This window comes from Microbacterium terrae (assembly GCF_017831975.1).
In the GTDB taxonomy this organism is placed as follows: domain Bacteria; phylum Actinomycetota; class Actinomycetes; order Actinomycetales; family Microbacteriaceae; genus Microbacterium; species Microbacterium terrae.
In genome coordinates this window covers 2,735,959-2,759,391 of the sequence record NZ_JAFDSS010000001.1, presented here as the reverse complement: position 1 = coordinate 2,759,391, position 23,433 = coordinate 2,735,959, and the positions used below count along the sequence as shown (strand labels likewise).

22 protein-coding genes and 1 tRNA gene are annotated in these 23,433 nt (G+C 70.5%); 11 read left to right on the top strand and 12 right to left on the bottom strand.

The window, feature by feature from the left end; all coding sequences use genetic code 11:
* On the top strand, positions 1–504 hold the full coding sequence (locus tag JOD63_RS12630) for an amino-acid N-acetyltransferase (RefSeq protein ID WP_045274852.1): 504 nt from the start codon (positions 1–3) through the stop codon (positions 502–504).
* A gap of 49 nt (positions 505–553) precedes the next feature.
* Positions 554–1,234: a hypothetical protein gene (locus JOD63_RS12625; RefSeq protein ID WP_045274853.1), complete on the top strand. Its 681-nt coding sequence runs from the start codon at positions 554–556 to the stop codon at positions 1,232–1,234.
* A gap of 363 nt (positions 1,235–1,597) precedes the next feature.
* On the opposite strand, the gene JOD63_RS12620 is transcribed toward JOD63_RS12625, so the two are convergent.
* Positions 1,598–3,142: an amino acid permease gene (locus tag JOD63_RS12620; protein ID WP_045274854.1), complete on the bottom strand. Its 1,545-nt coding sequence runs from the start codon at positions 3,140–3,142 to the stop codon at positions 1,598–1,600.
* A 155-nt stretch (positions 3,143–3,297) separates the two neighbouring features.
* Here JOD63_RS12620 and JOD63_RS12615 point away from each other — a divergent pair, with 155 nt between their 5' ends.
* From JOD63_RS12615 to JOD63_RS12590, 6 genes are all read left to right on the top strand, one after another.
* Positions 3,298–4,653: a glutamine synthetase family protein gene (locus tag JOD63_RS12615; protein WP_045274899.1), complete on the top strand. Its 1,356-nt coding sequence runs from the start codon at positions 3,298–3,300 to the stop codon at positions 4,651–4,653.
* Positions 4,634–5,476, top strand: a complete 843-nt coding sequence (locus tag JOD63_RS12610) for a gamma-glutamyl-gamma-aminobutyrate hydrolase family protein (RefSeq protein ID WP_084613404.1) — start codon at positions 4,634–4,636, stop codon at positions 5,474–5,476. Before JOD63_RS12615 ends, JOD63_RS12610 begins: the two co-directional genes overlap by 20 nt.
* Complete coding sequence (locus JOD63_RS12605) at positions 5,473–6,831, top strand: aldehyde dehydrogenase family protein (protein WP_045274855.1); 1,359 nt, start codon at positions 5,473–5,475, stop codon at positions 6,829–6,831. The genes JOD63_RS12610 and JOD63_RS12605 overlap by 4 nt, the downstream gene beginning before the upstream one ends.
* A 43-nt stretch (positions 6,832–6,874) precedes the next feature.
* On the top strand, positions 6,875–7,648 hold the full coding sequence (locus tag JOD63_RS12600; RefSeq protein ID WP_045274856.1) for a 3-oxoacyl-ACP reductase: 774 nt from the start codon (positions 6,875–6,877) through the stop codon (positions 7,646–7,648).
* 161 nt (positions 7,649–7,809) lie between these two features.
* A complete protein-coding gene (locus JOD63_RS12595) occupies positions 7,810–8,526 on the top strand; it encodes a FadR/GntR family transcriptional regulator (protein ID WP_045274857.1) in 717 nt (238 codons plus the stop codon).
* Between the two features lie 194 nt (positions 8,527–8,720).
* Positions 8,721–9,125, top strand: coding sequence for a hypothetical protein (locus tag JOD63_RS12590; protein ID WP_045274858.1), 405 nt, complete (start codon positions 8,721–8,723; stop codon positions 9,123–9,125).
* Positions 9,126–9,346: 221 nt separating this feature from the next.
* Here JOD63_RS12590 and radA read toward each other — a convergent pair whose 3' ends face one another.
* The 3 genes from radA to JOD63_RS12575 form a co-directional block, all read right to left on the bottom strand.
* Positions 9,347–10,711, bottom strand: coding sequence for a DNA repair protein RadA (gene radA / locus JOD63_RS12585; RefSeq protein WP_045274859.1), 1,365 nt, complete (start codon positions 10,709–10,711; stop codon positions 9,347–9,349).
* A 48-nt stretch (positions 10,712–10,759) separates the two neighbouring features.
* On the bottom strand, positions 10,760–11,713 hold the full coding sequence (locus JOD63_RS12580; RefSeq protein WP_045274860.1) for an L-lactate dehydrogenase: 954 nt from the start codon (positions 11,711–11,713) through the stop codon (positions 10,760–10,762).
* A gap of 77 nt (positions 11,714–11,790) precedes the next feature.
* Positions 11,791–13,161 carry an MFS transporter gene (locus tag JOD63_RS12575; protein WP_045274901.1) on the bottom strand — a complete coding sequence of 457 codons (1,371 nt, stop codon included), beginning with the start codon at positions 13,159–13,161 and terminating at the stop codon, positions 11,791–11,793.
* 131 nt (positions 13,162–13,292) lie between these two features.
* Between JOD63_RS12575 and JOD63_RS12570 the strand changes: the two genes are divergently transcribed.
* A tRNA-Ser gene (locus JOD63_RS12570) sits at positions 13,293–13,383 on the top strand.
* A 102-nt stretch (positions 13,384–13,485) separates the two neighbouring features.
* On the opposite strand, the gene JOD63_RS12565 is transcribed toward JOD63_RS12570, so the two are convergent.
* The 5 genes from JOD63_RS12565 to aztB all read right to left on the bottom strand — a co-directional run bounded on the left by JOD63_RS12565 (position 13,486) and on the right by aztB (position 18,303).
* A complete protein-coding gene (locus JOD63_RS12565) occupies positions 13,486–13,905 on the bottom strand; it encodes an SIP domain-containing protein (protein WP_052682418.1) in 420 nt (139 codons plus the stop codon).
* Between the two features lie 119 nt (positions 13,906–14,024).
* A complete protein-coding gene (aztD, locus tag JOD63_RS12560; protein ID WP_157003945.1) occupies positions 14,025–15,236 on the bottom strand; it encodes a zinc metallochaperone AztD in 1,212 nt (403 codons plus the stop codon).
* An 18-nt stretch (positions 15,237–15,254) separates the two neighbouring features.
* The gene (aztC, locus tag JOD63_RS12555; RefSeq protein ID WP_045274861.1) at positions 15,255–16,169 is read right to left on the bottom strand and encodes a zinc ABC transporter substrate-binding protein AztC; all 915 of its coding nucleotides are present in this window, start codon (positions 16,167–16,169) and stop codon (positions 15,255–15,257) included.
* Positions 16,166–17,392 (bottom strand): hypothetical protein, encoded by a 1,227-nt coding sequence (locus tag JOD63_RS12550; protein WP_045274862.1) that lies wholly within the window; start codon positions 17,390–17,392, stop codon positions 16,166–16,168. The genes aztC and JOD63_RS12550 overlap by 4 nt, the downstream gene beginning before the upstream one ends.
* 32 nt (positions 17,393–17,424) lie before the next feature.
* A complete protein-coding gene (gene aztB, locus JOD63_RS12545; RefSeq protein ID WP_045274863.1) occupies positions 17,425–18,303 on the bottom strand; it encodes a zinc ABC transporter permease AztB in 879 nt (292 codons plus the stop codon).
* 56 nt (positions 18,304–18,359) lie between these two features.
* Here aztB and aztA point away from each other — a divergent pair, with 56 nt between their 5' ends.
* Entirely contained in the window at positions 18,360–18,989 is a 630-nt protein-coding gene (gene aztA, locus JOD63_RS12540; RefSeq protein ID WP_045274864.1) for a zinc ABC transporter ATP-binding protein AztA, read from the top strand.
* Between the two features lie 97 nt (positions 18,990–19,086).
* Positions 19,087–20,688 carry a DHA2 family efflux MFS transporter permease subunit gene (locus tag JOD63_RS12535; RefSeq protein ID WP_045274865.1) on the top strand — a complete coding sequence of 534 codons (1,602 nt, stop codon included), beginning with the start codon at positions 19,087–19,089 and terminating at the stop codon, positions 20,686–20,688.
* Between the two features lie 68 nt (positions 20,689–20,756).
* On the opposite strand, the gene JOD63_RS12530 is transcribed toward JOD63_RS12535, so the two are convergent.
* The 3 genes from JOD63_RS12530 to JOD63_RS12520 form a co-directional block, all read right to left on the bottom strand.
* Positions 20,757–21,578 (bottom strand): TspO/MBR family protein, encoded by an 822-nt coding sequence (locus JOD63_RS12530; protein ID WP_045274866.1) that lies wholly within the window; start codon positions 21,576–21,578, stop codon positions 20,757–20,759.
* A gap of 52 nt (positions 21,579–21,630) precedes the next feature.
* Entirely contained in the window at positions 21,631–22,620 is a 990-nt protein-coding gene (locus JOD63_RS12525) for an NADP-dependent oxidoreductase (protein WP_045274867.1), read from the bottom strand.
* Positions 22,621–22,724: 104 nt separating this feature from the next.
* Positions 22,725–23,318, bottom strand: coding sequence for a fasciclin domain-containing protein (locus tag JOD63_RS12520; RefSeq protein ID WP_045274868.1), 594 nt, complete (start codon positions 23,316–23,318; stop codon positions 22,725–22,727).
* Between the last annotated feature and the right edge of the window lie 115 nt (positions 23,319–23,433).

The following is a 23,433-nucleotide window of genomic DNA, read 5'->3' as shown; positions in this document are numbered from 1 at the left end:
GTGAGCGAGTTCAGGGTCCGGCCGGCGACGACGCGCGATGTGCGCGGCATCCAGAACATGCTGGAGCCGTTCGTGCAGCGACGCATCCTCCTCGGCAAGGACCTGGTGGTGCTGTACGAGGCCACGCAGCAGTTCGTGGTCGCCGAGGCAGCCGACGGCACCATCATCGGCTGCGGCGCGCTGCACGTGATGTGGGAGGACCTCGGCGAGATCCGCACCCTGATCGTGGTCGACGAGTGGCTGCACCACGGCGTCGGCCGCGAGATCGTCGAGGCGCTCGAGGGCAATGCCCGCACGCTGGGGCTGTCGCGCCTGTTCTGCCTCACGTTCGAGGTGGACTTCTTCACGCGGCGCGGTTTCGCTCCGATCGGGGAGGCCGTCGTCGACCCCGACGTGTACTCGCAGCTCGTCCGCTCGCCCGACGAAGGCGTCGCCGAGTTCCTCGACCTCGCGCACGTCAAGCCGAACACGCTCGGCAACACCCGGATGCTGAAGACGCTCTGACCCGCGCGCCGGTTCGGATGCCCCGGGGCCGCGGCCTACCCTGGAAGCCATGAGCGGCACCACGCGCAAGAGGCACTCTCCGGCCGTGTACCGCCGGCGTCGGCTGGTGCTCCTGCTCGCCCTCGTGGTGATCGGCGGCCTGGTCTGGCTGTTCATCGCCCAGCCGTGGAGCAGCGCCGACGGCGACGACGGGGGCTCGACGCAGCAGACGAGCGAGCAGGCGACGACGACCGACCTTCCGTCTCCCGAAGAGGGGGCTGCGACTCCGGGGGCGACGCCGGAGTCGACCGAGCCCGCTCCGACGCCGTCGAGCACGTCGATCGCCGAACCGTGCGTCGCCCGCGACATCACCGTCGAACCGGTGACCGACAAGGACAGCTACGGTTCGGGTCAGAGCCCGCAGCTGTCGATCCGCCTCACGAACACCGGTGAGGACTGCACGATGAACGTGGGCACGGCGGCCCAGGCCTTCACCATCACGAGCGGCTCGGACACCTGGTGGCGTTCGACCGACTGCCAGGCCGAGCCCAGCGACATGGTCGTGCTCATCGAGGCCGGCCAGACGGTCGAGAGCGCCTCGCCGATCGAGTGGGATCGCACACGCTCGGCGGTCGGCACCTGCGACGCCGACGACCGCCCGCGGGCGCCGGGCGGCGGGTCGTCGTACAACCTGTCGGTCGAGATCGGCGGCATCTCGTCGACGCAGGCGAAGCTCTTCCTGCTCTACTGAGCGGACCGGTCGCGGCGATCGAGCCAGCCGCACGTGTCCTCCGAAAGGGGGACAGAGACGGATGCCCGCCCGGCGTACCCTGGAATCAGCTCCTATGCGCCGCCGCAGCTGTCCCCCAGCAGCGAGTTCGTACCCCAGCGAGCGGATTTCGGCGGCCGGGATGCGCGAGCCCTCTCGGAATGCCACCGGCGCCGAGAGGGCCGCTACATTCGCGGTCGGCCCCTGCCGACATCATGCCCGCCCCTGCGCCTCGCTCTGAGGCGGTCGGGACGACCTTGCGGCGAGCCGATGCCGCGGCATCCGCACAGAAAACGGGGTCGGAACGTCCCCCCGGACCGTTCCGACCCCACCCCCGGCCGCGTGTCAGGACCTGTTGTCGAACACCTCGGACTCCATGGCGTCGTACCCCTCCGCCTGCGGGTCGCCGTGCGTTCCGCCTGACAGCGCGTATTCCTCTTCCGGCGAGAGCACGAGGCGGTGCCGGAAGAACAGGGCGAAGCCGATCAGGATCACCACGTAGACGATCGCGATCGCGATGATCGCCGGAACGAACGTCGGATTGAGCAGGAAGCCGACGAACACGAGTGCGGCGATGAGGCCCGCGACGACCGCGCCGGTGATGCCCCACGGGCTCTTGTACGGGCGCTCCGCGTTCGGGAACTTCCGGCGCAGGATGACGAACGAGATCATCTGCAGCAGGTAGGCGAGCACCGCGCCCCACACCGCGATGTTGAGCACGATCGCGCCCGCGACCGCTCCAGCGCCCTCGTTGAGCGCCGCCACTGTGTCGAGCACGACGAGGGCGACGAACCCGATGACGGCGCCGACCGCGAGTGCGACCCACGGGGTCTGGCGCTTCCCCGTGAGCGACAGGAACCGCGGGTAGTAGCCGGCGCGGGAGAGCGAGTACATGTTGCGTCCGTAGGCGAACATGATCCCCTGCAGCGACGCGAGCAGTCCGACGAGGGCGAACAGGGCGAGCACGGCGGCGAGCTGGTCGCCCACGATCGCGCGGAAGCCGTCGAGCAGAGGCTCGCCGGCCTCGCCGGTCGCCTCCGCGCCGATGACGCCGGTATTGAGGAACAGCACGAGGAGACCCGTGACGATCAGCGTTCCACGGGCCCAGAATCCGGCTTTCGGGATGTCACGGACCGGGTTGTGCGATTCCTCGGCGGCGAGCGGGAGCTCCTCGATGCCGAGGAAGAACCACATCGCGAAGGGGAGTGCGAACAGGATCGGCAGCACGCCGTGGGGGAGGAACTCGGTCTGGCCGGGATCGGGGGCCATGTCCCACAGGTTCGCCCAGTCGAACGCGCCCGAGAAGACCGCCATGGCCGAGAAGACCAGGATGATGCCGATCGAGATGATCGAGACGACGATCGCGAAGCGGAACGAGATCGCCGCACCCGCGGCGTTCAGCGCGATGAACACGAGGTAGAGGACGATCCACCACACCCACGTCGGCATGGAGAAGCCCAGCAGCTCGGCGGTGATCTGGTCGGCGTAGCCCGCTGAGAAGTAGACGATCACCGCGGTGGTCGCCACGTACTCGATCGTCTCGGCGGCACCGGTGACGAGACCGCCCCACGGACCCATGGCCGAGCGTGCGAACGAGTACGCCCCGCCGGTGTGCGGCATCGCCGAGGCCATCTCGCCGATCGAGAAGATCATGCCGTAGTACATCGCCACGAGGATGACGAAGGCGATCAGCATCCCGCCGAAGCCGGCGAAGGCGATGCCGAAGTTCCACCCCGAGAAGTCACCCGAGATGACGGCCGCGACGGCGAGGCCCCACAGCCCCCAGATGCCGGCGGAGCGCTTCAGGGTGCGCTTCTCGAAATACTCCTGGCCTGCGCGCGTATAGGTCGCACCGGCGACCTTCGCGGAGCTGTCACGTGCTTGGGACATCTGTCCTCCGTGCGTCGGGTAGGGGCCTGCTGGTGAGCCTGGGCATGATTGTGGTGGCTAATGGTCGTGCTGTCTACCTTTGATCGTGAAAATCTCGTTACAGTGGGGATCCGCACCGTGACCTCGGCGCGATGATCTGGCTGGAGGGAACGCGGATGCCGGGAAACCTGACCGTCGCCGAACTGGATGCGGCGATCGCCGAGGGCGCCATCGACACCGTGGTCGTCGCGTTCCCCGACGCACAGGGGCGCCTCGTCGGCAAGCGGGTGTCGTCGCGCCTCTTCCAGGAGGAGGTGCTCGCCCACGGCGCGGAGGCCTGCAACTACCTGCTCTCGGTCGACGTCGACATGAACACCGTCGACGGCTACGCGATGGCCAGCTGGGAGACCGGCTACGGCGACATGGTGCTGCGTCCCGACATCGCCACGCTGCGCCGCATCCCGTGGCTGCCCGGCAGCGCGCTCGTGATGGCCGACCTCGTATGGGAGGAGGGGGAGCCGGTGGTGCAGTCGCCGCGCGACATCCTCCACCGCCAGCGCGCGCGCCTCGCCGAACGATCCCTCGTCGCGTACTCGGGCACCGAGCTCGAGTTCATCGTCTTCGACGACACCTATCGTGATGCCTGGGCGAAGGGCTACCGCGGGCTGACGGCGTCGACCGACTACAACGTCGACTACGACCTGCTCGCCTCGGGCAGACTCGAGCCGCTGCTGCGCGACATCCGACTGTCGATGGACGGCGCGGGGCTCTACACCGAAGGGGTGAAGGGGGAGTGCAACCTCGGTCAGCAGGAGATCGCGTTCCGCTATGCCGAGGCGCTCGAGACGGCCGACCAGCACACGATCTACAAGAACGGCGCCAAGGCGATCGCCGACAGCCACGGCAAGTCGCTCACCTTCATGGCGAAGTTCGACGAGCGCGAGGGCAACAGCTGCCACATCCATCTGTCGGTGCGCTCCGACAGTGGGGAGGCTGTCATGGCGGGGGACGGGGCGCACGGGTTCAGTCCGCTGATGGAGCACTGGATCGCCGGCATCCTGGCCACCCTCCGCGAGTTCACCCTGCTCTACGCGCCGACGATCAACTCGTACAAGCGGTACGCGAAGGGCACGTTCGCCCCGACCGGAGTCGCGTGGGGCATCGACAACCGCACCTGCGCGCTGCGCGTGATCGGCCGCGGGCACTCGCTGCGCGTCGAGAACCGGGTGCCCGGCGGCGACGTGAACCCGTACCTGGCGACCGCGGCGATCATCGCCGGCGGCCTGCACGGCATCGAGCACGAACTGCCCCTGCCCGAGGCCCTGACGGGCAACGCGTACACCGCGGGCGTCGACCACCTGCCGACCACGCTGCGAGAGGCCGCCGAGCTGTTCGACGGCTCGGCGATCGCCCGCGCGGCCTTCGGCGACGAGGTCGTCGAGCACTATCTGAACCAGGCGCGCGTCGAGGTGGAGGCCTACGACGCGGCGGTGACCGACTGGGAGCGGGTGCGTGGCTTTGAGCGGCTCTGAACCCCGGCGCCCGGTGATCGGGCTGACGACCTATCTCGAGCAGGCGAAGCAGGGGGTCTGGGACGTGCGTGCCGCGTTCCTGCCCCAGCAGTACTTCGACGCGGTGACGGCCTCGGGCGGGATCGCTGTGCTGCTCCCGCCGCAGCCGTCGCCCGATGCGGCGGCGGATGTCGTGCTCGACGGCCTCGACGGACTGATCCTGACCGGCGGACTCGACGTCGATCCGGCCCTGTACGGCGCCGAGCGTCACCCGACGACCGACCCGGCACGCACCGACCGCGACTCGTGGGAGCTTGCACTCTTCCGCGGCGCCGAGGCGCGACGTGTGCCGGTGCTCGCCATCTGCCGCGGCCTGCAGCTGATCAATGTCGCTCGCGGCGGCACGCTGCACCAGCATCTCCCCGAGGCCCTCGGCACCGAGCGGTACCGAATCGGCGGGGGCGTCTTCGCGACGAACGCGGTGACCGTCGACCCCGGGACCCGGCTGGCGCAGCTGGTCGGCGAGCAGTCGCTCGACGTGCACAGCTACCACCACCAGGGCATCGATCGGCTCGGCTCGGGCCTCATCGCGACCGCCCGCACCGACGACGGCCTGGTTCAGGCCTTCGAGTCCGACGGTGACGGGTACGTGGTCGGGGTGCAGTGGCACCCGGAGGAGAACGTCGAAGACCGGCGCCTCTTCGCCGGACTCGTGGCCGAGGCATCCGTCTTCGCCGAACGGCGACGATCCTCGTCGTCGAGCGAACAGCCGTCGCCTGCGCGGTCGTCGAGCGAGCGGAGCGAGACGAAACGCCCCCAGCCCGCGAGACAGGTGCGCGCATGACCTTCACCGTGATCAACCCGACGACGGCGCAGCCGATCCGCGACGTGGCTCGTGCCTCGATCGACGAGGTGGACGCCGCTGTCGCCCGCGCCGTGGTCGCGCAGCGGGCGTGGTCGGCTCTGCCGCCCCTCGCCCGAGCCGACGCCCTGCGCTCGTTCGCCCGCGTGGTCGAGGCTCACGTCGAGGAGCTCGCACAGCTCGAGGTTCTCAATTCGGGGCATCCGATCGGCTCGGCACGGTGGGAGGCGTCGCACGTCGCCCAGGTGCTGAACTTCTACGCCGGCGCACCCGAGCGGCTGAGCGGCCGTCAGATCCCGGTCGCCGGCGGACTCGACGTCACCTTCCACGAGCCGTACGGCGTGGTCGGGGTGATCGTGCCGTGGAACTTCCCGATGACGATCGCGTCGTGGGCGTTCGCGCCCGCGCTCGCCGCGGGCAACGCGGTCGTGCTGAAGCCGGCCGAGCTCACCCCGCTCACCGCGATGCGGCTCGGCGACCTGGCGCTCGAGGCCGGGCTGCCGCCCGGGCTGTTCGAGGTCGTCACCGGATCGGGATCGGTCGTCGGCCAGCGCTTCGTGTCGCACCCCGACGTGCGCAAAGTCGTGTTCACCGGCTCGACGGAGGTGGGAGTCGAGGTCGCGGCGGGCTGTGCGCGCGCCCTGAAGCCCGTCACCCTCGAGCTCGGCGGGAAGAGCGCCAACATCGTCTTCGCCGACGCCGACATCGAGAAGGCCGCAGCGGCGGCACCCGGAGCGGTCTTCGACAACGCCGGGCAGGACTGCTGCGCGCGCAGCCGCATCCTCGTCGAGCGCTCGGTCTACGACCGGTTCCTCGAGCTGCTCGAGCCCGCCGTCGCCGCGTGGCGGGTGGGCGACCCCGCCGATGAGCGGACGGAGATGGGTCCCCTCATCTCCGCCGCGCACCGCTCGACCGTCGCCGGGTATCTCGACGGGGCCGATGTCGCTTTCCGCGGCACGGCGCCGGACGGCGACGGGTTCTGGTTCGCGCCGACTGTCGTGCTCGCCGCCCCGGGCGACCGCCTCGCGCAGGAGGAGGTGTTCGGCCCCGTCGTCGCGGTGATCCCGTTCGACGACGAAGCGGATGCCGTGCGCCTCGCCAACGACACCGCCTACGGCCTCGCCGGGTCGATCTGGACCGAGAACCTCGGCCGCGCCGTGCGCGTGTCGCGGGGGGTGAAGAGCGGCGTGCTGTCGGTGAACTCGCACTCCTCGGTGCGGTATTGGACTCCCTTCGGGGGCATGAAGGCCTCGGGCCTCGGGCGCGAGCTCGGACCCGACGCGGCCGAGCACTTCACCGAGACGAAGAACGTCTTCTACGCGACGGGTGCCTCGTGACCGGCATCCGTCTCAGCACCACCACCCGAAGGGGGACCCACCCATGGATCTGACGCAGCGACTGAAGGACCGCGTCGCCATCATCACCGGCGGTGCGTCGGGCATCGGCCTGGCGACCGCGCGCCGCTTCGCCGCCGAGGGGGCGAAGGTGGTGATCGCCGACCTCGACCCGGTGAGCGGCGAGGCCGCGGCGGCCGAGGTGGGGGGAGTGTTCCGTCACGTCGACGTCGCCGACGAGGCATCCGTCGACGAGCTCTTCGACGGCGTCGCCGCAGACCTCGGCTCGGTCGACATCGCCTTCAACAACGCGGGAATCTCGCCGGCCGACGACGACTCGATCGAGACGACCGAGCTGCCGGCGTGGGACCGCGTGCAGGACGTGAACCTCAAGAGCGTGTACCTCTGCTCGCGGGCCGCGCTTCGTCACATGGTGCCGGCGGGCAAGGGGTCGATCATCAACACGGCCTCGTTCGTCGCCCTCCTCGGCTCGGCGACGTCGCAGATCTCGTACACCGCCTCGAAGGGCGGCGTTCTCGCCATGACCCGCGAGCTCGGCGTGCAGTTCGCCCGCCAGGGCATCCGCGTGAACGCCCTGTGCCCCGGCCCGGTGAACACCCCGCTGCTGCAGGAGCTGTTCGCGAAAGACCCCGAGCGCGCGCAGCGCCGCCTGGTGCACGTGCCCGTCGGCCGGTTCGCCGAGCCCGAAGAACTCGCCGCGGCCGTCGCCTTCCTCGCCTCCGACGACGCCTCGTTCATCACCGCGTCGACGTTCAGCGTCGACGGCGGCATCACCGCCGCGTACGTGACGCCGCTCTGACCCCCGTTCACCGTCCCCGGGGTTGAGCCGCGGCTTTGCCCCGCCCAGGAGCCACATGTGCCGTATGCAGGATGAGCGAGTGAGATGGATGCCGCGCACGGCGTGTCGCGGCATCCATCGCTCATCCATCCTGCGTTCGGCACGCGAGAGTGGATGCGACCATGAGTGACGCGAAGCTCCACGAGGTGCGCCGGGCCGTATACCGGCCCGTGCGCGGGGGCAACGCGCTCGAAGACACGGTGGCGCGGCTCGTGCAGACGGTCCGACTCGGGGTCGTCGCACCGGGCGAGTCGCTGCCGTCGGAGCGCGACCTCGCCGCCCGCTACGCGGTGAGCCGCGACACGGTGCGCGAAGCGATCCGCGAGCTCGCCGACACTGGATACCTGGTGCGCCGCCGCGGCCGGTACGGCGGCACCTTCGTCGCCGACCCGCTGCCGCAGCCGCCGCACCCGGGCGAGGTCGATCCGGCCGAACTCGATGACGTGCTGGGCCTGCGCCGCGTGCTCGAGGCGGGAGCCGCCCGGGCGGCGGCGGGGCGCACGCTCGACGCCGACATCCGCGAGGAGCTGTGGGCTCGGCACGAGGCCGCCGCCGCGGCATCCGAGGCCGACTACCGCCGGCTCGACACCCTGCTGCACCTGACGATCGCCGAGATAGCCGGCATCCCCTCGCTCGTCGCGCTCGCCGCCGAGAACCGCGCGCGGGTGAACGTCTGGCTCGACACCTTTCCGCTGCTGCCGCGCAACATCGAGCACTCGAATGCGCAGCACGAGAAGATCGTGAACGCGATCCTGGCCGGGAGGACGGATGCCGCCGAAGCGGCGGTGCTCGAGCACCTGGCCGGGTCCGAGGCGCTGCTGCGCGGGTTCCTCACCTGAGCGGGAGCGCGGGGGCGTTTCGTCTCGCTTCGCTCGCTCAACGACCGGTGGGTGTTCCGGGTGAAGGCTGATCCCGGACGCTGAGCGAGGAGCGCAGCGACGAGACGAAACGTGCTCGAGTCCATCTCTCGGTCGTTGAGCGAGGAGCGCAGCGACGAGACGAAACGGGGCGTGCGCCCGCGTACGCTGGACGGATGGCCAAGAAGCGCGCGCAGAAGAAGGAGCCGCTCGAGTTCCGCAACACGCAGCTCGGTGACGCACTGCAGACGCAGGACATGGCGGCGGTCGCCTTCGCGCTGCGTCACGGCCCGACAGTCGTGCCGCTCATGCGCCCCGGCCAGCGCGACAATCCGCTCGACGCCGGCGAGGTGTGGACGTACCGCGATCCGAACACGGGCGACGTCGCGCTGCTGCTCTTCAGCGACGCGGCCCACAAGCCGGCTGCCCTGCCGCCGGGCGTGGCGCTGCAGTCGCCCGCGTGGCTGCGGGCGTTTCTCGGCACCTACGAGGCCGAGATCACCACCGTCTTCTTCGATATCGCAGGCCCGCACCCGCTGCAGGCGACGCCCGCCGACCTCATCGCCGCCCTCGAAGCCTGACGTCGAGCGCGGCCGCGCAGAGCGCCGGAACGGGCCCGAACCGTCCTTCCGACACGCCGACCCGGCACACCGAGCGGGTCGGGTTGGCTGGCATGCTCACCGGGTGGACTTCTTCATCGTCGCCGCAGTCTGCGCGATCGGGCTCATCCTGCCGATCGCCCTCGCGTTCGTCGAGCGAGGTCGACGCCACCGTCCCCGCGGGCGGTGACTGCAGGCTCGGCTCAGAACTTCGGCGCCTCGTCTCCCGGCCGCGCACTCGAGCGCGTCGAGAGATCGTCGAGGGCCCCGCGGAGCGTCTTCGATCCCTCGTCGATCAGCGTCGAGTACCCGAGCCGGGATGCCTCGGACCGGCGCTGCGCCGCCTGGGTGACCGGACGGATCTCGCCGGTGAGGGTGAGTTCGCCGATCGCCGCGACACCGCGGGGGAGCGCCACGTCACGGAGCGAGTTCGCGACGGCGATCGCGATCGCGAGGTCGGCCGCCGGTTCGGTAAGCCGCACGCCCCCGACCGTAGAGACGTAGACGTCCTGGTCGGAGACGGTGATGAGGCCGCGGCGTTCGAGCACGGCGAGCACCATGGCGACGCGGGGACCGTCGACCCCGTTGACCACGCGGCGCGGGTTCGGGGCTGCGGTCTTGATGGTGAGGGCCTGAACCTCGACGGGCAATGCGCGCCGGCCTTCGAGCGCGATCGTGACGCAGGTGCCGGGCTGCGGGGCGCCGTGCCCGAGGAACAGCGCCGACGGATCGGCCACTTCGGCGATGCCGGCACCGGTCATGTCGAAGCATCCGACCTCGTCCGTCGGGCCGAAGCGGTTCTTGAGTGCACGCACGAATCGCAGCGAGGTCTGCCGGTCGCCCTCGAAGTGGCAGACGACGTCGACGAGGTGCTCGAGGATGCGGGGACCGGCGATCGAGCCGTCTTTGGTCACGTGGCCGACGATGATCGTGGGCAGGGCCCGCTCCTTGGCGACCCGGATGAGCGTGGACGCGACCTCGCGCACCTGCGACGGATGCCCGGCCATTCCCTCTGACATGGCAGAGGAGACGGTCTGCACGGAGTCGACGATGAGCAGGTCGGGCTCGACGTCGTCGACGTGGCCGAGGATGGTCGCGAGGTCGGTCTCGCTGGCGAGGTACAGCTCGTCGTGCAGCGCACCGGTGCGCTCCGCGCGCAGACGCACCTGCGCCGCCGACTCTTCGGCGCTGGCGTAGAGCACGCGGCGCCCGTTGCGTGCTGCCTGCACCGCGACCTCGAGGAGGAGCGTGGACTTGCCGACGCCCGGCTCGCCGCTGAGGAGGATCGCCGCCCCCGGCACGACGCCGCCGCCGAGCACGCGGTCGAACTCGCCGACGCCCGTTGTGCGGCGCGGCACGTCGGAGGTGTCGATGCTGGTGATCGGCCGCGCCTGCCGCCCGGCGCCCGGCACGACGGGCGTCACCGATCGCGTGATGCCGGTCTGCTCGGCCGCCTCGACGACGGTGCCCCACTGCTGGCACTCACCGCAGCGCCCGACCCATTTGAGGGTCGTCCACCCGCACTCTGTGCACCGATAGGGCGCGGTCTGGGTGGGGCGTCGGGCCATTCCCCCAGCGTAGGCCCGGCCCGCGACATCCCCGCCGGAGGACGCGCGTCAGCCGCGCAGGGTCGACGCCACCTGGGCGAGCGCGTCGGAAGACCGGCGGAAGAGCTCGAGCTCCTTCGGGTCGAACTGCGTCTCGCGGATCGGCGAGGCTCCCGCCGCCGAGACCACCGACGGCACCGACAGGGCGACGCCGTCGACCCCGTGGAAGTCGCGGAGCACCGCCGAGACGGGCATGACCGCGTGCTCGTCGCCGAGGATCGCCTCGACGATGCGGGCGCTCGACAGTCCGATCGCGTAGTTGGTCGCACCCTTGCCCTGGATGACCTTGTAGGCGGCATCCCGCACGTCGACGGCGATCTGGTCGAGTTCTTCCACCGTCATGCGGTCGCCCGCTGGGGTGACCCAGTCGAGGATCGGCACGGTGCCGATGGTCGCCTTCGACCACAGCGGGAACTCGGTGTCGCCGTGCTCGCCGACGATGTAGGCGTGGACGCTCGAGGTCGCGACGCCCGCGCGCTCGGCGAGCTTCCACCGCAGGCGCGACGTGTCGAGCACGGTGCCCGAGGCGAAGATGCGCTCCGGAGGCAGCCCGGTCTCCTCCTGTGCGAGCACGGTGAGCACGTCGCAGGGGTTGGTGACGATCACGTACACGGCGTTCGGGGCGGCTTCGAGCAGCTGCGGCATCATCTTGCGCATGATGCCGGCGTTGACGCCCGCGAGCTCGATGCGGGTCTGCCCGGGGTTCTGCTTCGCGCCGGCGGTGATCACGACGACGTGCGAACCTTCGACCACCGAGATGTCGCTGCCGCCGACGATGTCGCTCGACCCGGTGAACTGGGTGCCGTGGGCGAGGTCGAGCACCTCGGCCTCGACCTTGGCGGTGGCGATGTCGTAGAGGGCGACGTGGCGGGCGGAACCGCGGATGAGGGCGGCGTACGCGACGCTGGATCCGACGCTGCCTGCTCCGACGACGGTGACTTTCGAGTTCTCGATGACGGCCATATCGTCAGTCTGGCAGGGCCCGGATGCCGCGGGCCAGCGTCGCCGCCGGGCTTAACGATCCCGGCATCCGTTCGTCATCACGTCGTGGGTGGAGGCTCATCGACTTTCGGAGGGTTGCGGATGCCCGCGAGCGAGACGAGTCCGCCGGCGAACATCAGCACGCCGGTGACGATCGCCGCGCGGTGGAACCCCTCGAGATCGAGGGATCCGCCCACGATGACGGCGAGCAGGGCGACCGCGATGAGGCCGGCGACACGGGCGACCGCGTTGTTCACCGCCGACGCGATGCCCGACCGCTCCGACTCGATCGCGCCGAGGATCGTCGAGGTCAGCGGCGAGACGGTGAGGGCGAGCCCGAGTCCCATCACGATCATGCTCGGGAGCACCTGCCACCAGTACGAGAACGCGGTCGAGACCGTGAGCAGGAGCAGGGCGCCGACGCCCATGACGATCGGCCCCAGCGTCATGAACAGGCGGGGGCCCCACCGGCCCGACAGCGCACCGACGCGCGTGCTCAGGAGGATGAGCAGCAGGGTGACCGGCAGGCTGGCGAGTCCGGCCAGGGTTGCGGGCAGCCCTGCGCCCTGCTGCAGGTAGACGACGACCACGAGTCCGTTCAGGGCGAGCGCGCCGTAGATGAAGGCCGTGGCGACGTTGCCGGTCCAGAAGTTGCGCACGCGGAACAGTTCGAGCGGCAGGATCGGGGAGGTCACCGTCCGCTGCCGCAGCAGGAAGAGGGCGAAGAGGATGCTGCCGCCGGCGAACGTGCCCCAGATGATCGGCGAGCCCCAGCCCAGCCGCGGCTGCTCGATGAGCGCGAAGACGATGCCGCCGAGCCCGAGGGTGCACAGCACGGCGCCGAGCCAGTCGATCGCGGCATCCGTCCGCCGTTCGTCTCGCAGGTGGGCGCGCGCGAGCAGCCACAGCGTCACGGCGATCGGCACGACGTTGATGAGGAAGACGAGCCGCCACGACAGCAGATCGACGAACAGGCCGCCGATGAGCGGGCCGGCGATCATGGCGCCGGTCGTGCCGGCCGTCCAGATGCCGATGGCGCGGCCCTGCGCCGCACCGCGGAAGGTGGAGGTGATGAGCGCGAGCGAGCTGGGCACGAGGAAAGCCCCCGCCGCACCCTGGACCGCCCGTGCGACGATCAGGAACTCGGCCGTCGGCGCCGCCGCGATCGCGACCGATGCGATGCCGAAGCCGACGAGTCCGATCCGCATCACCAGCACCCGCCCGTAGGCGTCGCTGACCGACCCGGCCACGAGGATCAGCGCGCCGAGCGTGATGAGGTAGGCGTCGACCACCCACTGCTGCGTGGTGAGGCCGCCGCCGAGCTCGTCGCTGATCGCCGGCAGGGCGACGTTGACGACCGTGCCGTCGAGGAACGCCACGAACGATGCGAGCACCGCGATCCAGAGCACCACGCGCTGCTTCGCGGGCATCGGCGCGGCGGCGGTCGAGGGCGACGGATCGGTCACGCCTGCAACGCTAGACCCGGCTGCCGACATGTGGGCGGGATGCGTTCAGTTGCGTCGATTTCGCTCCTCCGCCGTCGTGTCGTAAACTGGACGACGGTGACGTGTCCGAGCGGCCGAAGGTGCAACTCTCGAAAAGTTGTGTAGGGTAACCCCCTACCGTGGGTTCAAATCCCACCGTCACCGCCAGAGAAACCCCCGTTTAACGGGGGTTTTTTCTTGCCCGGTTTCGTCGTGGGCCAGGTGGGTGGCGCCCTGAAGGCCACCGCACTCACCCCCTCGATCGCGCACTCAGTCGTGGTGGCGGTGGTGGAGGTGCAGATGGTCGAGCCGGTCGCCGAGGCGGTCGTAGAGCCGATCCATGACGGTGCTCGTGGAACAGCCGATCCACATGACGTAGGGCGCGGTGTGGGCATCCCGTTCTTCCGGCATCCACTCCGACACCCAGGCGACGACCGCGCGCGCTGCCAGTTCGCCGCGCGGGGGCGAGAGGGGAGACGTGTCGCCGACCAGCCAGGTCACCGTCATCTCGGGCGGGGAGGGGAGATCGATCACCTGGAAGGCGGCAGACACTTCGATGAAGACCTGCCCGTAGGCGTCGACGGGCAGGCGTTCGAGCAGCCGCCGCAGAAGCGGCAGATCGCTGAGGTCTCCGGCGATGAGGAAGTGGGCGGGCACGGCGGGATCGGATCGCCGGGAGTCGGAAGCCATGAGTAGACCTTACTAAGGTGTGCCTAACCTAACCAAGCGTATGTTCGGGGAACGGTGACGTGGGACGACGAGGACGGATGCTCGCATCAGCGGCATCCGTCCCCGCTCGACGATCTCGATCAGCCGATCGCGACCGCCAGCTCATTCGGCGTGTGGTCGAGCTCCACGGTCGCGATGACCTCGCCGCTGGTCAGATCCACGGCGTGGACCGCGTTCGCCGCGGGCTCGGTGACGTACGCGATGTCGCCGTTCACCTTGATCGCCGGGTGGGCGTCCTGCCACTGGGCGGGTCCCTCCCACGGCTCGACCACCGGGTAGGCGCCGGTGAGCGCGCCGCTCTCGGGGTCGAGGACGTGGATCTGCCCGTCGGTCGAGAGGATGTAGGCGAGATCCCCCGGGCCGCGGGCGATGTCGCGGAAGGTGTACTGCACCTCGTCGGGGAGGTCGACGACCTCGAAGGTCTGCTCGGCGGTGTCGATGAGGGTGACGGCGCCCAGCAGGTATCCCTCGGCGTCGGGGTCGTTCTTGTAGTCGCCGACGACGATGGGGCTCGACTCCGAGACGAACGCGTTGCCCATGCGCCCGAACTCGTCGGGCGCGTCGAACTTCACGAACTCGTCGCCCTGGAACAGCAGTGCGCCGTCTTCGCAGCCGAAGATCACTGCCTCGTCGGCGGCCGTGCCCTCGCCGTGGATGCCGGGGCACTGATCGCTCGATGCCGCCTCGTCGAAGTGATCGTCGTGCGGGTGGAGCGCGACGGCGCCCGAGCGCGATTCGGCGGTGCCGACGGTCGTGACGAGCGTGCCGTCCTCGAGCACGATCGACACCCCGTGGTGCGGTGCGTCGGCGGTGTAGGTCGTCGTCTCGGGGAGGCCGTCGTATCCGTCGGCGAACGCGTCGGTGTCGAGGATGGTCGTCGTTCCGGTGCCGTCGTCGAAGAGCACGGTCTTGCCGTGGTGGACGACGACGTGACCGGGCGCCGACGCGTCGAAGACCACGTCGGTCAGGGCCGGCTCCACGGTGTCGAGCATCTGGAATCCCTCGGAGGTCGTCACGGCGATCGTGCGCCCGTCTCCGAAGGTGTTCAGACGCGTGAACTCATCGGAATCCAGCTCGGCCACGACCTCGAGGGTCTCGGGGTCGAGCACGGCGATGCCGCCGGGATACGAGACGGCGACGCGTCCCTGCGCGCTCGCCGACGATCCCTCGTCGGTCGGTGTTGCGCCGGACCCGCCCGCGGGATCCGCCGGAGTGGCGCAGGCCGTCGCGATCAGCGAGATGCCCGCGAAGACCGCTGCTGCCGCGGTCAGTCGCGTGTGTCGTTTCATCATTTCCCTTTCGTGTGCGCCTCAGCGGGTGAGGCCCTCGGCGATGCGTTCGGTGTTGGCGCGCATCATCGCCAGGTAGGTGTCGGCGCCGTCGCCGGGCTCGGTGAGTGATTCGGTGTAGAGCTCCACCACCTCGACCTCGATGCCGGCCTCGCTCGCGAGCACCTGCATCAGTCGGTCGGGCTGCGACGACTCGGCGAAGATGGTCGGCACACCGGCCTCGTCGATCGCCTCGACGAGGCCTCGGAGGTCGGCGGCGCTCGGAGCCGCCAGCGTGGTGCCGCCGGGGATCACCGCGCCCACGATGCGGAAGCCGTACCGGTCGGCGAGGTACCCGAAGACGTGGTGGTTGGTGACGAGCGCACGACTCTCCGCCGGGATCGCGGCGAAGGCATCCGTCATCTCGGCATCGAGCTCCGCGAGCTCGCTCCGGTACGCGTCCGCGCCGGCGCGGATCGCGGCATCCTCCACCCCGGGGACGTCTTCGAGCGCGGCTTCGACGGCGTCGACGACATCGGCCATCCGCGCCGGGTCGGTCCAGAAGTGGGGGTCGGGTGCGCCCGCCGCATCGTCGGCGGTGTAGTCGAGCACGTCGATGTGATCGCCCGCGACGACCGACGCGACACCACCGTCGATCGCGCGATCGAGGTGCTGCTGCAAGCCCTCTTCGAGAGCGAGACCGTTCGACACGAGCAGGTCGGCCGAGTCCATGAGGGCGGCCTCCTGCGCCGAGATCTCGAACGAGTGCGGGTCGGCGTTCGGCCTCATCAGCGTCGTCACGACGGCTTCGTCGCCCGCGATGCGCTCGACGACGTCGCCGAGGATGTTCGTGGTCACGACGATCTGCGGTCGGTCGTCGGCGGCACCGGCGGCGCAGCCGGTGATGGCGACGGATGCCGCGAGGGCGACGGATGCCGCGACACGGCGGCGGCTCATCGGCCGACCTCCGCGACGAAGTGCGCGGCAGTGGGGGTGGTGAGCGTGCGGGCGACCCGCGCGCCATCGCCGTAGTCGATCTCGAACACGACGCCCGTGGCCGGATCGTTGACGTAGGCGCGCTGATCGTCGACGGTCAGCGACGCCGAGGCCCCGACGTCGCCGACCAGCGGCCCCGTGGCCGCCAGCTGCTCGCCCGACTGCGCCGAGTACACGAGGACGCGGCCGTCGGCGCTGAGGGCGACGACGTTCCCGTCCGCATCGTCGACCGCGCTCACCCGTGCAAGGGGCATGTCTGTCGGTACGAGCCGCCAGGCGAGCTCCCGCGTGTCGAGCAGCCAGAATCCGGCGTCGCCCGCGAGTGCGGCGACGGTCGGGCGGCCCTTTCGGCCGTCGAACGCCGTGGCCCGAACGGCATCGGCTCCGACCGGGTACGGGATGCGCTCGAACACCGGCGCCGAGTCCTCCCAGGTGGAGAGCACCGCGCCGTCCACGCATCCGACGACCAGCCCGACGCGCGTGGTGATCGCGCCGGCGGCTCCGACGCACGCAGCCGTCGCGTCGGTCGCCGCGCCCGAAGCGTGGTGGAACACGAGGGTGTCGCGGTCGGCGAGCAGGGCGCCGTCTCCGAGCGGAGCGACGACGCCGGTCTCGGCTCCGGTCGCGATCCGGAACAGCTCGGTGATCTCGCCGTCCGCCAGCGACGCGTTGTCGAGCAGCACCGCTTCGCCCGTGCCACCGAAGAAAACGCCCGTCGCGCCCGCTGTGGAGAGCATCCCCGTCGTCGCGACGGCCTCACCGCCGCCGGGAACCGTGCCGACGATCCGCGGGGCGGCCGAGTAGTAGTGGAAGTGATCTCCGTGGTCCCAGCTCCACCGGCCGGAGTCGACGATCTCCAGTCCGTCGGCGGTGGTGACGAAGCCGTAGCGACCGTCGGTCGCCAGTGCCGCCGGAGAGGCGACCGCGCCGATCGGGCTCGACTCGCCCGTGAGGAGGTCGAGCAGGGCGACCTCGCCGGCGGAGTCGATCGACATCAGGGCGAGCGGCGGCTCGTTCAGCTCCGCCGCGCCCGCCATCTCCCCGTGCCCGCTCGACTCCGCGCCGTTGCCGCTTCCGTCTGAGGTGGCCGAGGTGGTGGCCGGCGCGGCTGTGCCTGCGCACGCCGTCAGCGCTGCGGCGGTGAGCAGAGCAGGCAGGGCGAGTGTGAGACGACGGAAGATCATGGGTTCCATTTCGGATGCCGGTCGGGTGAGCGTCAGCGGACAGCGGTGAGCTGCGGGGTGACGGAAGGAGTGGCGTGCGTCGCCCGCCGGCGCAGCGTGCGCCGACCGAGTGCCCGTGCGCCGGAGGATGCGGCCGCGAGTGCGATGGCCGTGATCGCGATGGAGGCTCCCGCGGCGGTGCCGAGATGCCAGGATGCGAGGAGGCCGAGCACGACAGCGAGGATCCCCACCCCTGCGGCGACCCCCATCGTCGTGGGGATGCGGGTCGTCCAGGCGCGTGCGGCCACGGCCGGCGCGAGGAGCAGGCCGACCACGAGAAGGGTCCCGACCGCCTGATACGACGCGACGACGGCGAGCGTGACGAGGCCGACCAGCGCGATGTGCGCCCGCCGCGGGTCGAGTCCGAGCGTGTGCGCGATCCGCGTGTCGAACGTGGCGGCCACGAAGGACCGGTGGAACACGACGGCGATCGTGAGGGTGAGCGCGAGCGCCCCGGCGAGCACCACGACGTCGACGGGCCGGACCGCGAGGATGTCGCCGAAGAGCATCGCCGTGGCGTCGGTCGCGAAGCTTCGCGAGTGCGACACGATGATGACTCCGAGCGACAGCATCGCGACGAACAGCATCCCGATGCTGGTGTCGTACGACAGCCTGCCGCGCCGCTGCAGCACCCCGATTGCTACGCTCATCGCCACGGCGCTGACGGCGCCGCCGATGAGGACCGGCAGCCCGAGGACCGTCGCCAGCGCGACGCCGGGGAGCATCCCGTGCCCGATCGCCTCCCCCAGGAAGGCCATGCCGCGGATGACGACCCAGGTGCCCACCACCGCGCAGATCACCGCGACGATCGAGCCACCGATAAGGCCTCGGGCGAAGAACTCGGTGCTGAACGGATCGGTGAAGAAGGACACGATCGGTGACTCTACATGCAAATGAGAATCATTCTCAATTCGGTAGGATTGCCCGCATGACCCCACCCGAACCGGCCGTGATCGCTCGAGGCGTGTGCTTCGCATACTCGGGCGACGACGTCCTGCACGACGTCTCGCTCGAACTCCGGCCCGGCGAGGTGACGGCGATCGTCGGACCGAACGGCTCGGGCAAGTCGACGCTCATAGAGCTGCTCGCCGGCGTGATCCGTCCTCGCGCGGGCGCCGTCGATCGACGAGGCGACGTCGCCCTCGTCGTTCAGCGGCCGGCCGCACCGGAAGCTCTGCCCGTGTCCGCGGCCGACGTCGTCGCCATGGGCACGTGGAAGCGCGGGCGGCGGATGCGCCGGCGCGACGCCCGCAGTGCTGTCTTCGACGCGCTCGACCGAGTCGGGATGGCCGACCTAGCCGACCGGCCGCTGGCGGCGCTCTCAGGCGGTCAGCGTCAGCGGGTGTTCATCGCGCAGGGGCTCGTGCGCAGGCCCGACGTGCTGCTGCTCGACGAGCCCGCGGCAGGACTCGACCGCCGCAGCGTCGAGCGTGCGCGGCTGATCCTCTCGGCCGAGGCCGGGCGCGGCGCCGCGGTGGCGTGCATCACGCACGACGAGGCAGAGGCCGCCGCGGCCGATCGGATGATCCGGCTCGACCGAGGTGTGCGTGTCGCCTGATCGCCTCTCCCATCGACCCGTGCCGATCGTGTCGATGCGGGCGGATGACGTTGTCGCGAAAGGCGTCGCTGGCACACTAGCTAGATAAACTAGCTAAATGACTATTCCCGACTCGCGCCGCTGGCTCGGCCTCGTCGTCATCAGCGTCGCGGTGTCGCTGATCATCGTCGACTCGACGATCGTGAACGTCGCGATCCCCGCGATCGTCGACGACCTGGGTGTCACATCCACCGAGGTGCAGTGGATCCAAGAGGCCTACACCCTGGTGTTCGCCTCGCTGCTGCTCGTCTTCGGGGCTCTCGCCGACCGGTTCGGGCGCCGACGCGTCATGCTCATCGGCGTCGCGCTGTTCGCGCTGGCTTCGGTCGGCGCCGCTCTGGCACCCACCGGTGGTCTCCTCATCCTGGCGCGGCTGGTCCAGGGCGTCGGGGGAGCGATGGTGCTTCCGACCACTCTGTCGCTCATCAACGCCACTTTCCAGGGGCGCGAGCGGGGCATCGCCTTCGCGGTGTGGGGCTCGACCATCGGCGGTATGGCGGCGCTGGGGCCCCTCCTGGGCGGATGGCTCACGACCGAGTTCTCGTGGCGCTGGGCGTTCGGGATCAACGTGCCGCTCGGCATCGCGATCGTGATCGGCGCGTTCTTCGCAGTGCGAGAGTCGCGTGCCGATCGCGTGCAGAAGATAGACGTCGTCGGCGCCGCGCTGTCGGTCGTCACGTTCTCGGCACTCGTCTTCGCGCTCATCGAAGGACGTTCCTACGGGTGGTGGTTCACCGACGAAGAGCTCACGATCGGGGACTGGACCTGGCCGTGGGCGCTCTCGCCGGTGCCGATCGCTCTCGCGCTCGCCGTGGTCGCCGCGTCGGCATTCGTCATGTGGGGGCTGCACCGTCAGCGCGTCGGCAAGCCCACCCTCATCGCGTTCTCGCTGTTCTCGCTGCGCTCTTTCCGCAACGGCAACATCGCCGCGCTTCTGGTGTCGCTCGGGGAGTTCGGTGTGATCCTCTCGCTTCCGCTCTGGCTGCAGTTCGTGGTGGGATTCGATGCGCTGCAGACCGGCTTCATGCTCGTCGCGCTCGCCGTCGGATCCTTCGCCGCGAGCGGCATCGCCGGCGCCCTCAGCGGGCGGGTGTCGCCCGTGCTCGTGGTGCGCGCCGGGCTCGCGGCCGAGATCATCGGCATCGTCGCTCTCGGGTTCGCGATCACCCCCGACGGCGCGTGGGGGTGGCTCATCCCGTGCCTGCTCGTCTACGGGTTCGGCGTGGGTCTGGCCACAGCCCAGCTCACCGGCGTGATCCTCGTCGACGTGCCGGTCGCTGAGAGCGGCCAGGGATCGGGAACGCAGTCCACGTCGCGCCAGGTGGGCTCGGCGCTCGGGATCGCGGTGCTCGGCACGATCCTCTTCGGCAGCACGGCCGCTCTGCTCGACGCGAGTCTCGCCGACGACGGCGTGCCTGCCGATCAGCGCGAGCAGATCACCTCGGCTGTCGTCGACAGCGCGGGCGCAGCGATCCCCGAGCTCGCCGCCGACCCCCAGACGGCGGACATCGCCGACGACGCGGCAGCGGCGTTCTCGCAGGCCACCCGGCTGGCCGCCTGGAGTGCGGCCGGGTTCCTCGTGGTCGGGCTCGGTGCCACGCTCGCCCTCGCGCCGGCGCGCCGCGAACCCGCAGCGACGGAGGCACGCGCCGCGGTGTGACACTCAGCCCGACGCCTCAGCCCGACGCGCGCTGCACCGCGGCATCCGACTTCGCGGCATCCGTCACCTCAGGCGACGCGTCGCTCGTGGCGCACTCGTGCGAATGCCGTCGCGGCGATGACCAGGGCGGCGGCGCCGATGGCGGCGTAGGCGGTGACCGGCGAGTACGGCTCGTCGGTCAGGCGTGCCACGGCCACCCAGCAGATGCCCCACGACAGCGAGAGGGTCGGGGCGATGCGCCCGCGGTCCCACAACGCGAGGGCGACTCCGACTGCCGCGGCGGCAGCGAGCACGACGACGGCCCATGCCTCGGGCGCGAGGCCGAAACCCTCGAATCCGCCGGCGACGAGCACCGCCGTGGTGTTCGCGGCGGTCGCGATGATCACCCAGCCCAGGTAGAGGCCGATCGACCCGTCGGCCACGACTGCTTCGAACCGGTTCTTCGGCGCCGAGTCCCGCAGCAGCGCGAACAGGCGGCACAACACCGCGAGGAGCGCGACGATCACCAGCAGGCTCAGCGCGAGCTGCCCCACCTGCACGACCCCGATCCATACGGCGTTGAGCACCAGTGACGCGACGACCCACCAGCCGATCCGGCGCTGACGCTCGTCGTGCCGCTGAGCGGGGAGTGCCTGCCACACGGCGTAGGCGAGCATGCCGGCGTAGATGACGCTCCAGATGCGGAATGCCCCGGTGCCGGGCGCGATGAGCGTCGCGTCGGCCGCGAGGTAGCCGCCGGAGGCCTCCTGCACCGGCGTGCCGAGGAACACCCCCGATCCGATGAAGGCTCCGACGATCGCGATGACCGAGCTGACGAGCACGACGACCTGGCGGACGAGGTCGCGGGAGGCGGTGCCGGCGACGGGGGACGCCGAGGCGGATGCGGACATGTTCTCTCTCTCCTCTGGGTGGGCGGTCGGGGGTGGGGGTCGCGCGCGCCGCTCAGGGCATCGTTTCGAACAGCTCGCGTGCGCGCAGCATGCTGAACGGAGTCACAGGGTGGGTGGCGAGCACGATCTTGCCGCGCGAGTGAAGGCGCTCGAGGTCTTCGTAGGCGGCGGTGATCTCGTCGAGGGGGTACAGCCCCGAGACGAGGGTGCGGAACGCGCCGGACGCCGCAAGGCCGGCCACCGTGCGCAGGATCTCGGTCGCGCGCGCGACCGCCTCGGGGCCGTCGCTCAGCAGATCGAGCTCGACCTGGCGCCGGTCGGCGCTGGACAGATGGCGCTCCGCCGGCACGTCGAGCGCTGCGGCGATCTCGGCGCCGTCCTTGCCGAAGTTGTCGATGCACGCCGTCACCGGCCCCCGCGCCGCCTGGCGGATGCGGTCGACCATCCCGTCGCCGTAGCGCACCGGATGAATGCCCAGCTGGCGCAGATAGTCGAAGTTCCGGTCGCCGCAGGTGCCGATCACCCGGGCTCCCCGGGACTTGGCCAGTTGCGTCTCGATGCTTCCGACACCGCCCGCCGCGGCCGAGACCACGACGGTGTCGTCGGGGCCGATCGAGAGGTCGTCGAGCACCGTCGTCGCCGTGGCGCCGGCGAGGAAGAGCCCGCCCGCGGCTTCCCACGTGAGCGTGCGCGGCTTGGCGACCAGGCGCGACTCGGCGACATTCAGATGGGTGGCGTGCGCGCCGGTGCGCACATGGCCGATCACCTCGTCGCCGCGCGACAGTCGTCCTCCCGGGCCCACGGCGCGCACGACGCCGGTGAAGTCGCTCCCGGACGAGCGCGGCCAGCCGTCGTCCATCCAGGTCTGCTCCCGGCCGTTGCGCAGGAACGCCTCCATGTGGTTGATGCCGGTCGCGATGACCTCGACCGTCACCTCCCCCGGCAGGGGCGGGTCGAGCGGGAAGACGTGTGCCTTCAGCACATCGGCGTCGCCGTACCGCGTGTAGCGGTACGCGGTCGCCTCGATGGTCTTGGTCTTCATGTCAGGCTCCTTCGTGACGCTGCGAGTCCGGAGTCGCGAGTCCGAGCCGGGGGCGGCCCGCCCCACCGGCTGGGGGCGGAGGGGCGGGCCTCATCCGCGGCTGATCAGCTCGCGGGAACGAGGACGCGATCGATCGTGTGGATCACGCCGTTGGTGGCCGGGATGTTGATCTTCCACAGCACCAGCCGCGGATCCGCCAGTGCGGGCGTCTCGTCGCGCAGGGTGATCCCGCGCGGCGCGACGGTGCCGCCGTTGGCCATGGTGAGCGACTTCGAGGTGATCACCTTCACCGGGCCGAGCTTCTTGCCCGCGACCACGTGGTAGAGCAGCACGTTCGCGATCTCATCAGTGCTGAATGTCGCGGTGATCGCCGCGAGGGCGTCGGCCTCCGACGCCGGCACGGAGCCGGTCAGGTCGCCGACGAGGCGCAGGAAGGCGCGGTCGTTCGGCGCGAACACGGTGTAGGTCTTCGATGTGTCGGCGAGCGCGCCGTCCAGGCCGGTCGCCAGGATCGCCTGCACGAGGATGTCGTAGTCGCGCGGGTTCCTGTCGGGCGTGCCGCCGCCCGACGCGGCGACCGCGACGTCGACGATCGTTCCCGCCGGTGTCGACCCGCCGTGGGCCTGCGCGGGCGCGGCGGAGAGCACCAGCCCCACAGCTGCTGCTGCGGCGAGGGCGATGCGAGTGCGCTTCTTCATGGTCAGCTCCTTCGATGCCTGCGGGCCGGACGGCTCGCGAAGGGGTATTCCGGAGGATCGGATGCTGCGGATGCACCCAGCCGCGGATTCGACGATTCCCAGTGGGGCTGCATCC

Coding starts and splice junctions, on each gene's coding strand:
- JOD63_RS12625 (WP_045274853.1), top strand. CDS start 554: ATGAGCGGCACCACGCGCAAGAGGCACTCTCCGGCCGTGTACCGCCGG.
- JOD63_RS12620 (WP_045274854.1), bottom strand. CDS start 3,142: ATGTCCCAAGCACGTGACAGCTCCGCGAAGGTCGCCGGTGCGACCTAT.
- JOD63_RS12615 (WP_045274899.1), top strand. CDS start 3,298: ATGCCGGGAAACCTGACCGTCGCCGAACTGGATGCGGCGATCGCCGAG.
- JOD63_RS12605 (WP_045274855.1), top strand. CDS start 5,473: ATGACCTTCACCGTGATCAACCCGACGACGGCGCAGCCGATCCGCGAC.
- JOD63_RS12600 (WP_045274856.1), top strand. CDS start 6,875: ATGGATCTGACGCAGCGACTGAAGGACCGCGTCGCCATCATCACCGGC.
- JOD63_RS12595 (WP_045274857.1), top strand. CDS start 7,810: ATGAGTGACGCGAAGCTCCACGAGGTGCGCCGGGCCGTATACCGGCCC.
- JOD63_RS12590 (WP_045274858.1), top strand. CDS start 8,721: ATGGCCAAGAAGCGCGCGCAGAAGAAGGAGCCGCTCGAGTTCCGCAAC.
- radA (WP_045274859.1), bottom strand. CDS start 10,711: ATGGCCCGACGCCCCACCCAGACCGCGCCCTATCGGTGCACAGAGTGC.
- JOD63_RS12580 (WP_045274860.1), bottom strand. CDS start 11,713: ATGGCCGTCATCGAGAACTCGAAAGTCACCGTCGTCGGAGCAGGCAGC.
- JOD63_RS12575 (WP_045274901.1), bottom strand. CDS start 13,161: ATGCCCGCGAAGCAGCGCGTGGTGCTCTGGATCGCGGTGCTCGCATCG.
- JOD63_RS12565 (WP_052682418.1), bottom strand. CDS start 13,905: ATGGCTTCCGACTCCCGGCGATCCGATCCCGCCGTGCCCGCCCACTTC.
- aztD (WP_157003945.1), bottom strand. CDS start 15,236: ATGATGAAACGACACACGCGACTGACCGCGGCAGCAGCGGTCTTCGCG.
- aztC (WP_045274861.1), bottom strand. CDS start 16,169: ATGAGCCGCCGCCGTGTCGCGGCATCCGTCGCCCTCGCGGCATCCGTC.
- JOD63_RS12550 (WP_045274862.1), bottom strand. CDS start 17,392: ATGATCTTCCGTCGTCTCACACTCGCCCTGCCTGCTCTGCTCACCGCC.
- aztA (WP_045274864.1), top strand. CDS start 18,360: ATGACCCCACCCGAACCGGCCGTGATCGCTCGAGGCGTGTGCTTCGCA.
- JOD63_RS12535 (WP_045274865.1), top strand. CDS start 19,087: ATGACTATTCCCGACTCGCGCCGCTGGCTCGGCCTCGTCGTCATCAGC.
- JOD63_RS12530 (WP_045274866.1), bottom strand. CDS start 21,578: ATGTCCGCATCCGCCTCGGCGTCCCCCGTCGCCGGCACCGCCTCCCGC.
- JOD63_RS12525 (WP_045274867.1), bottom strand. CDS start 22,620: ATGAAGACCAAGACCATCGAGGCGACCGCGTACCGCTACACGCGGTAC.
- JOD63_RS12520 (WP_045274868.1), bottom strand. CDS start 23,318: ATGAAGAAGCGCACTCGCATCGCCCTCGCCGCAGCAGCAGCTGTGGGG.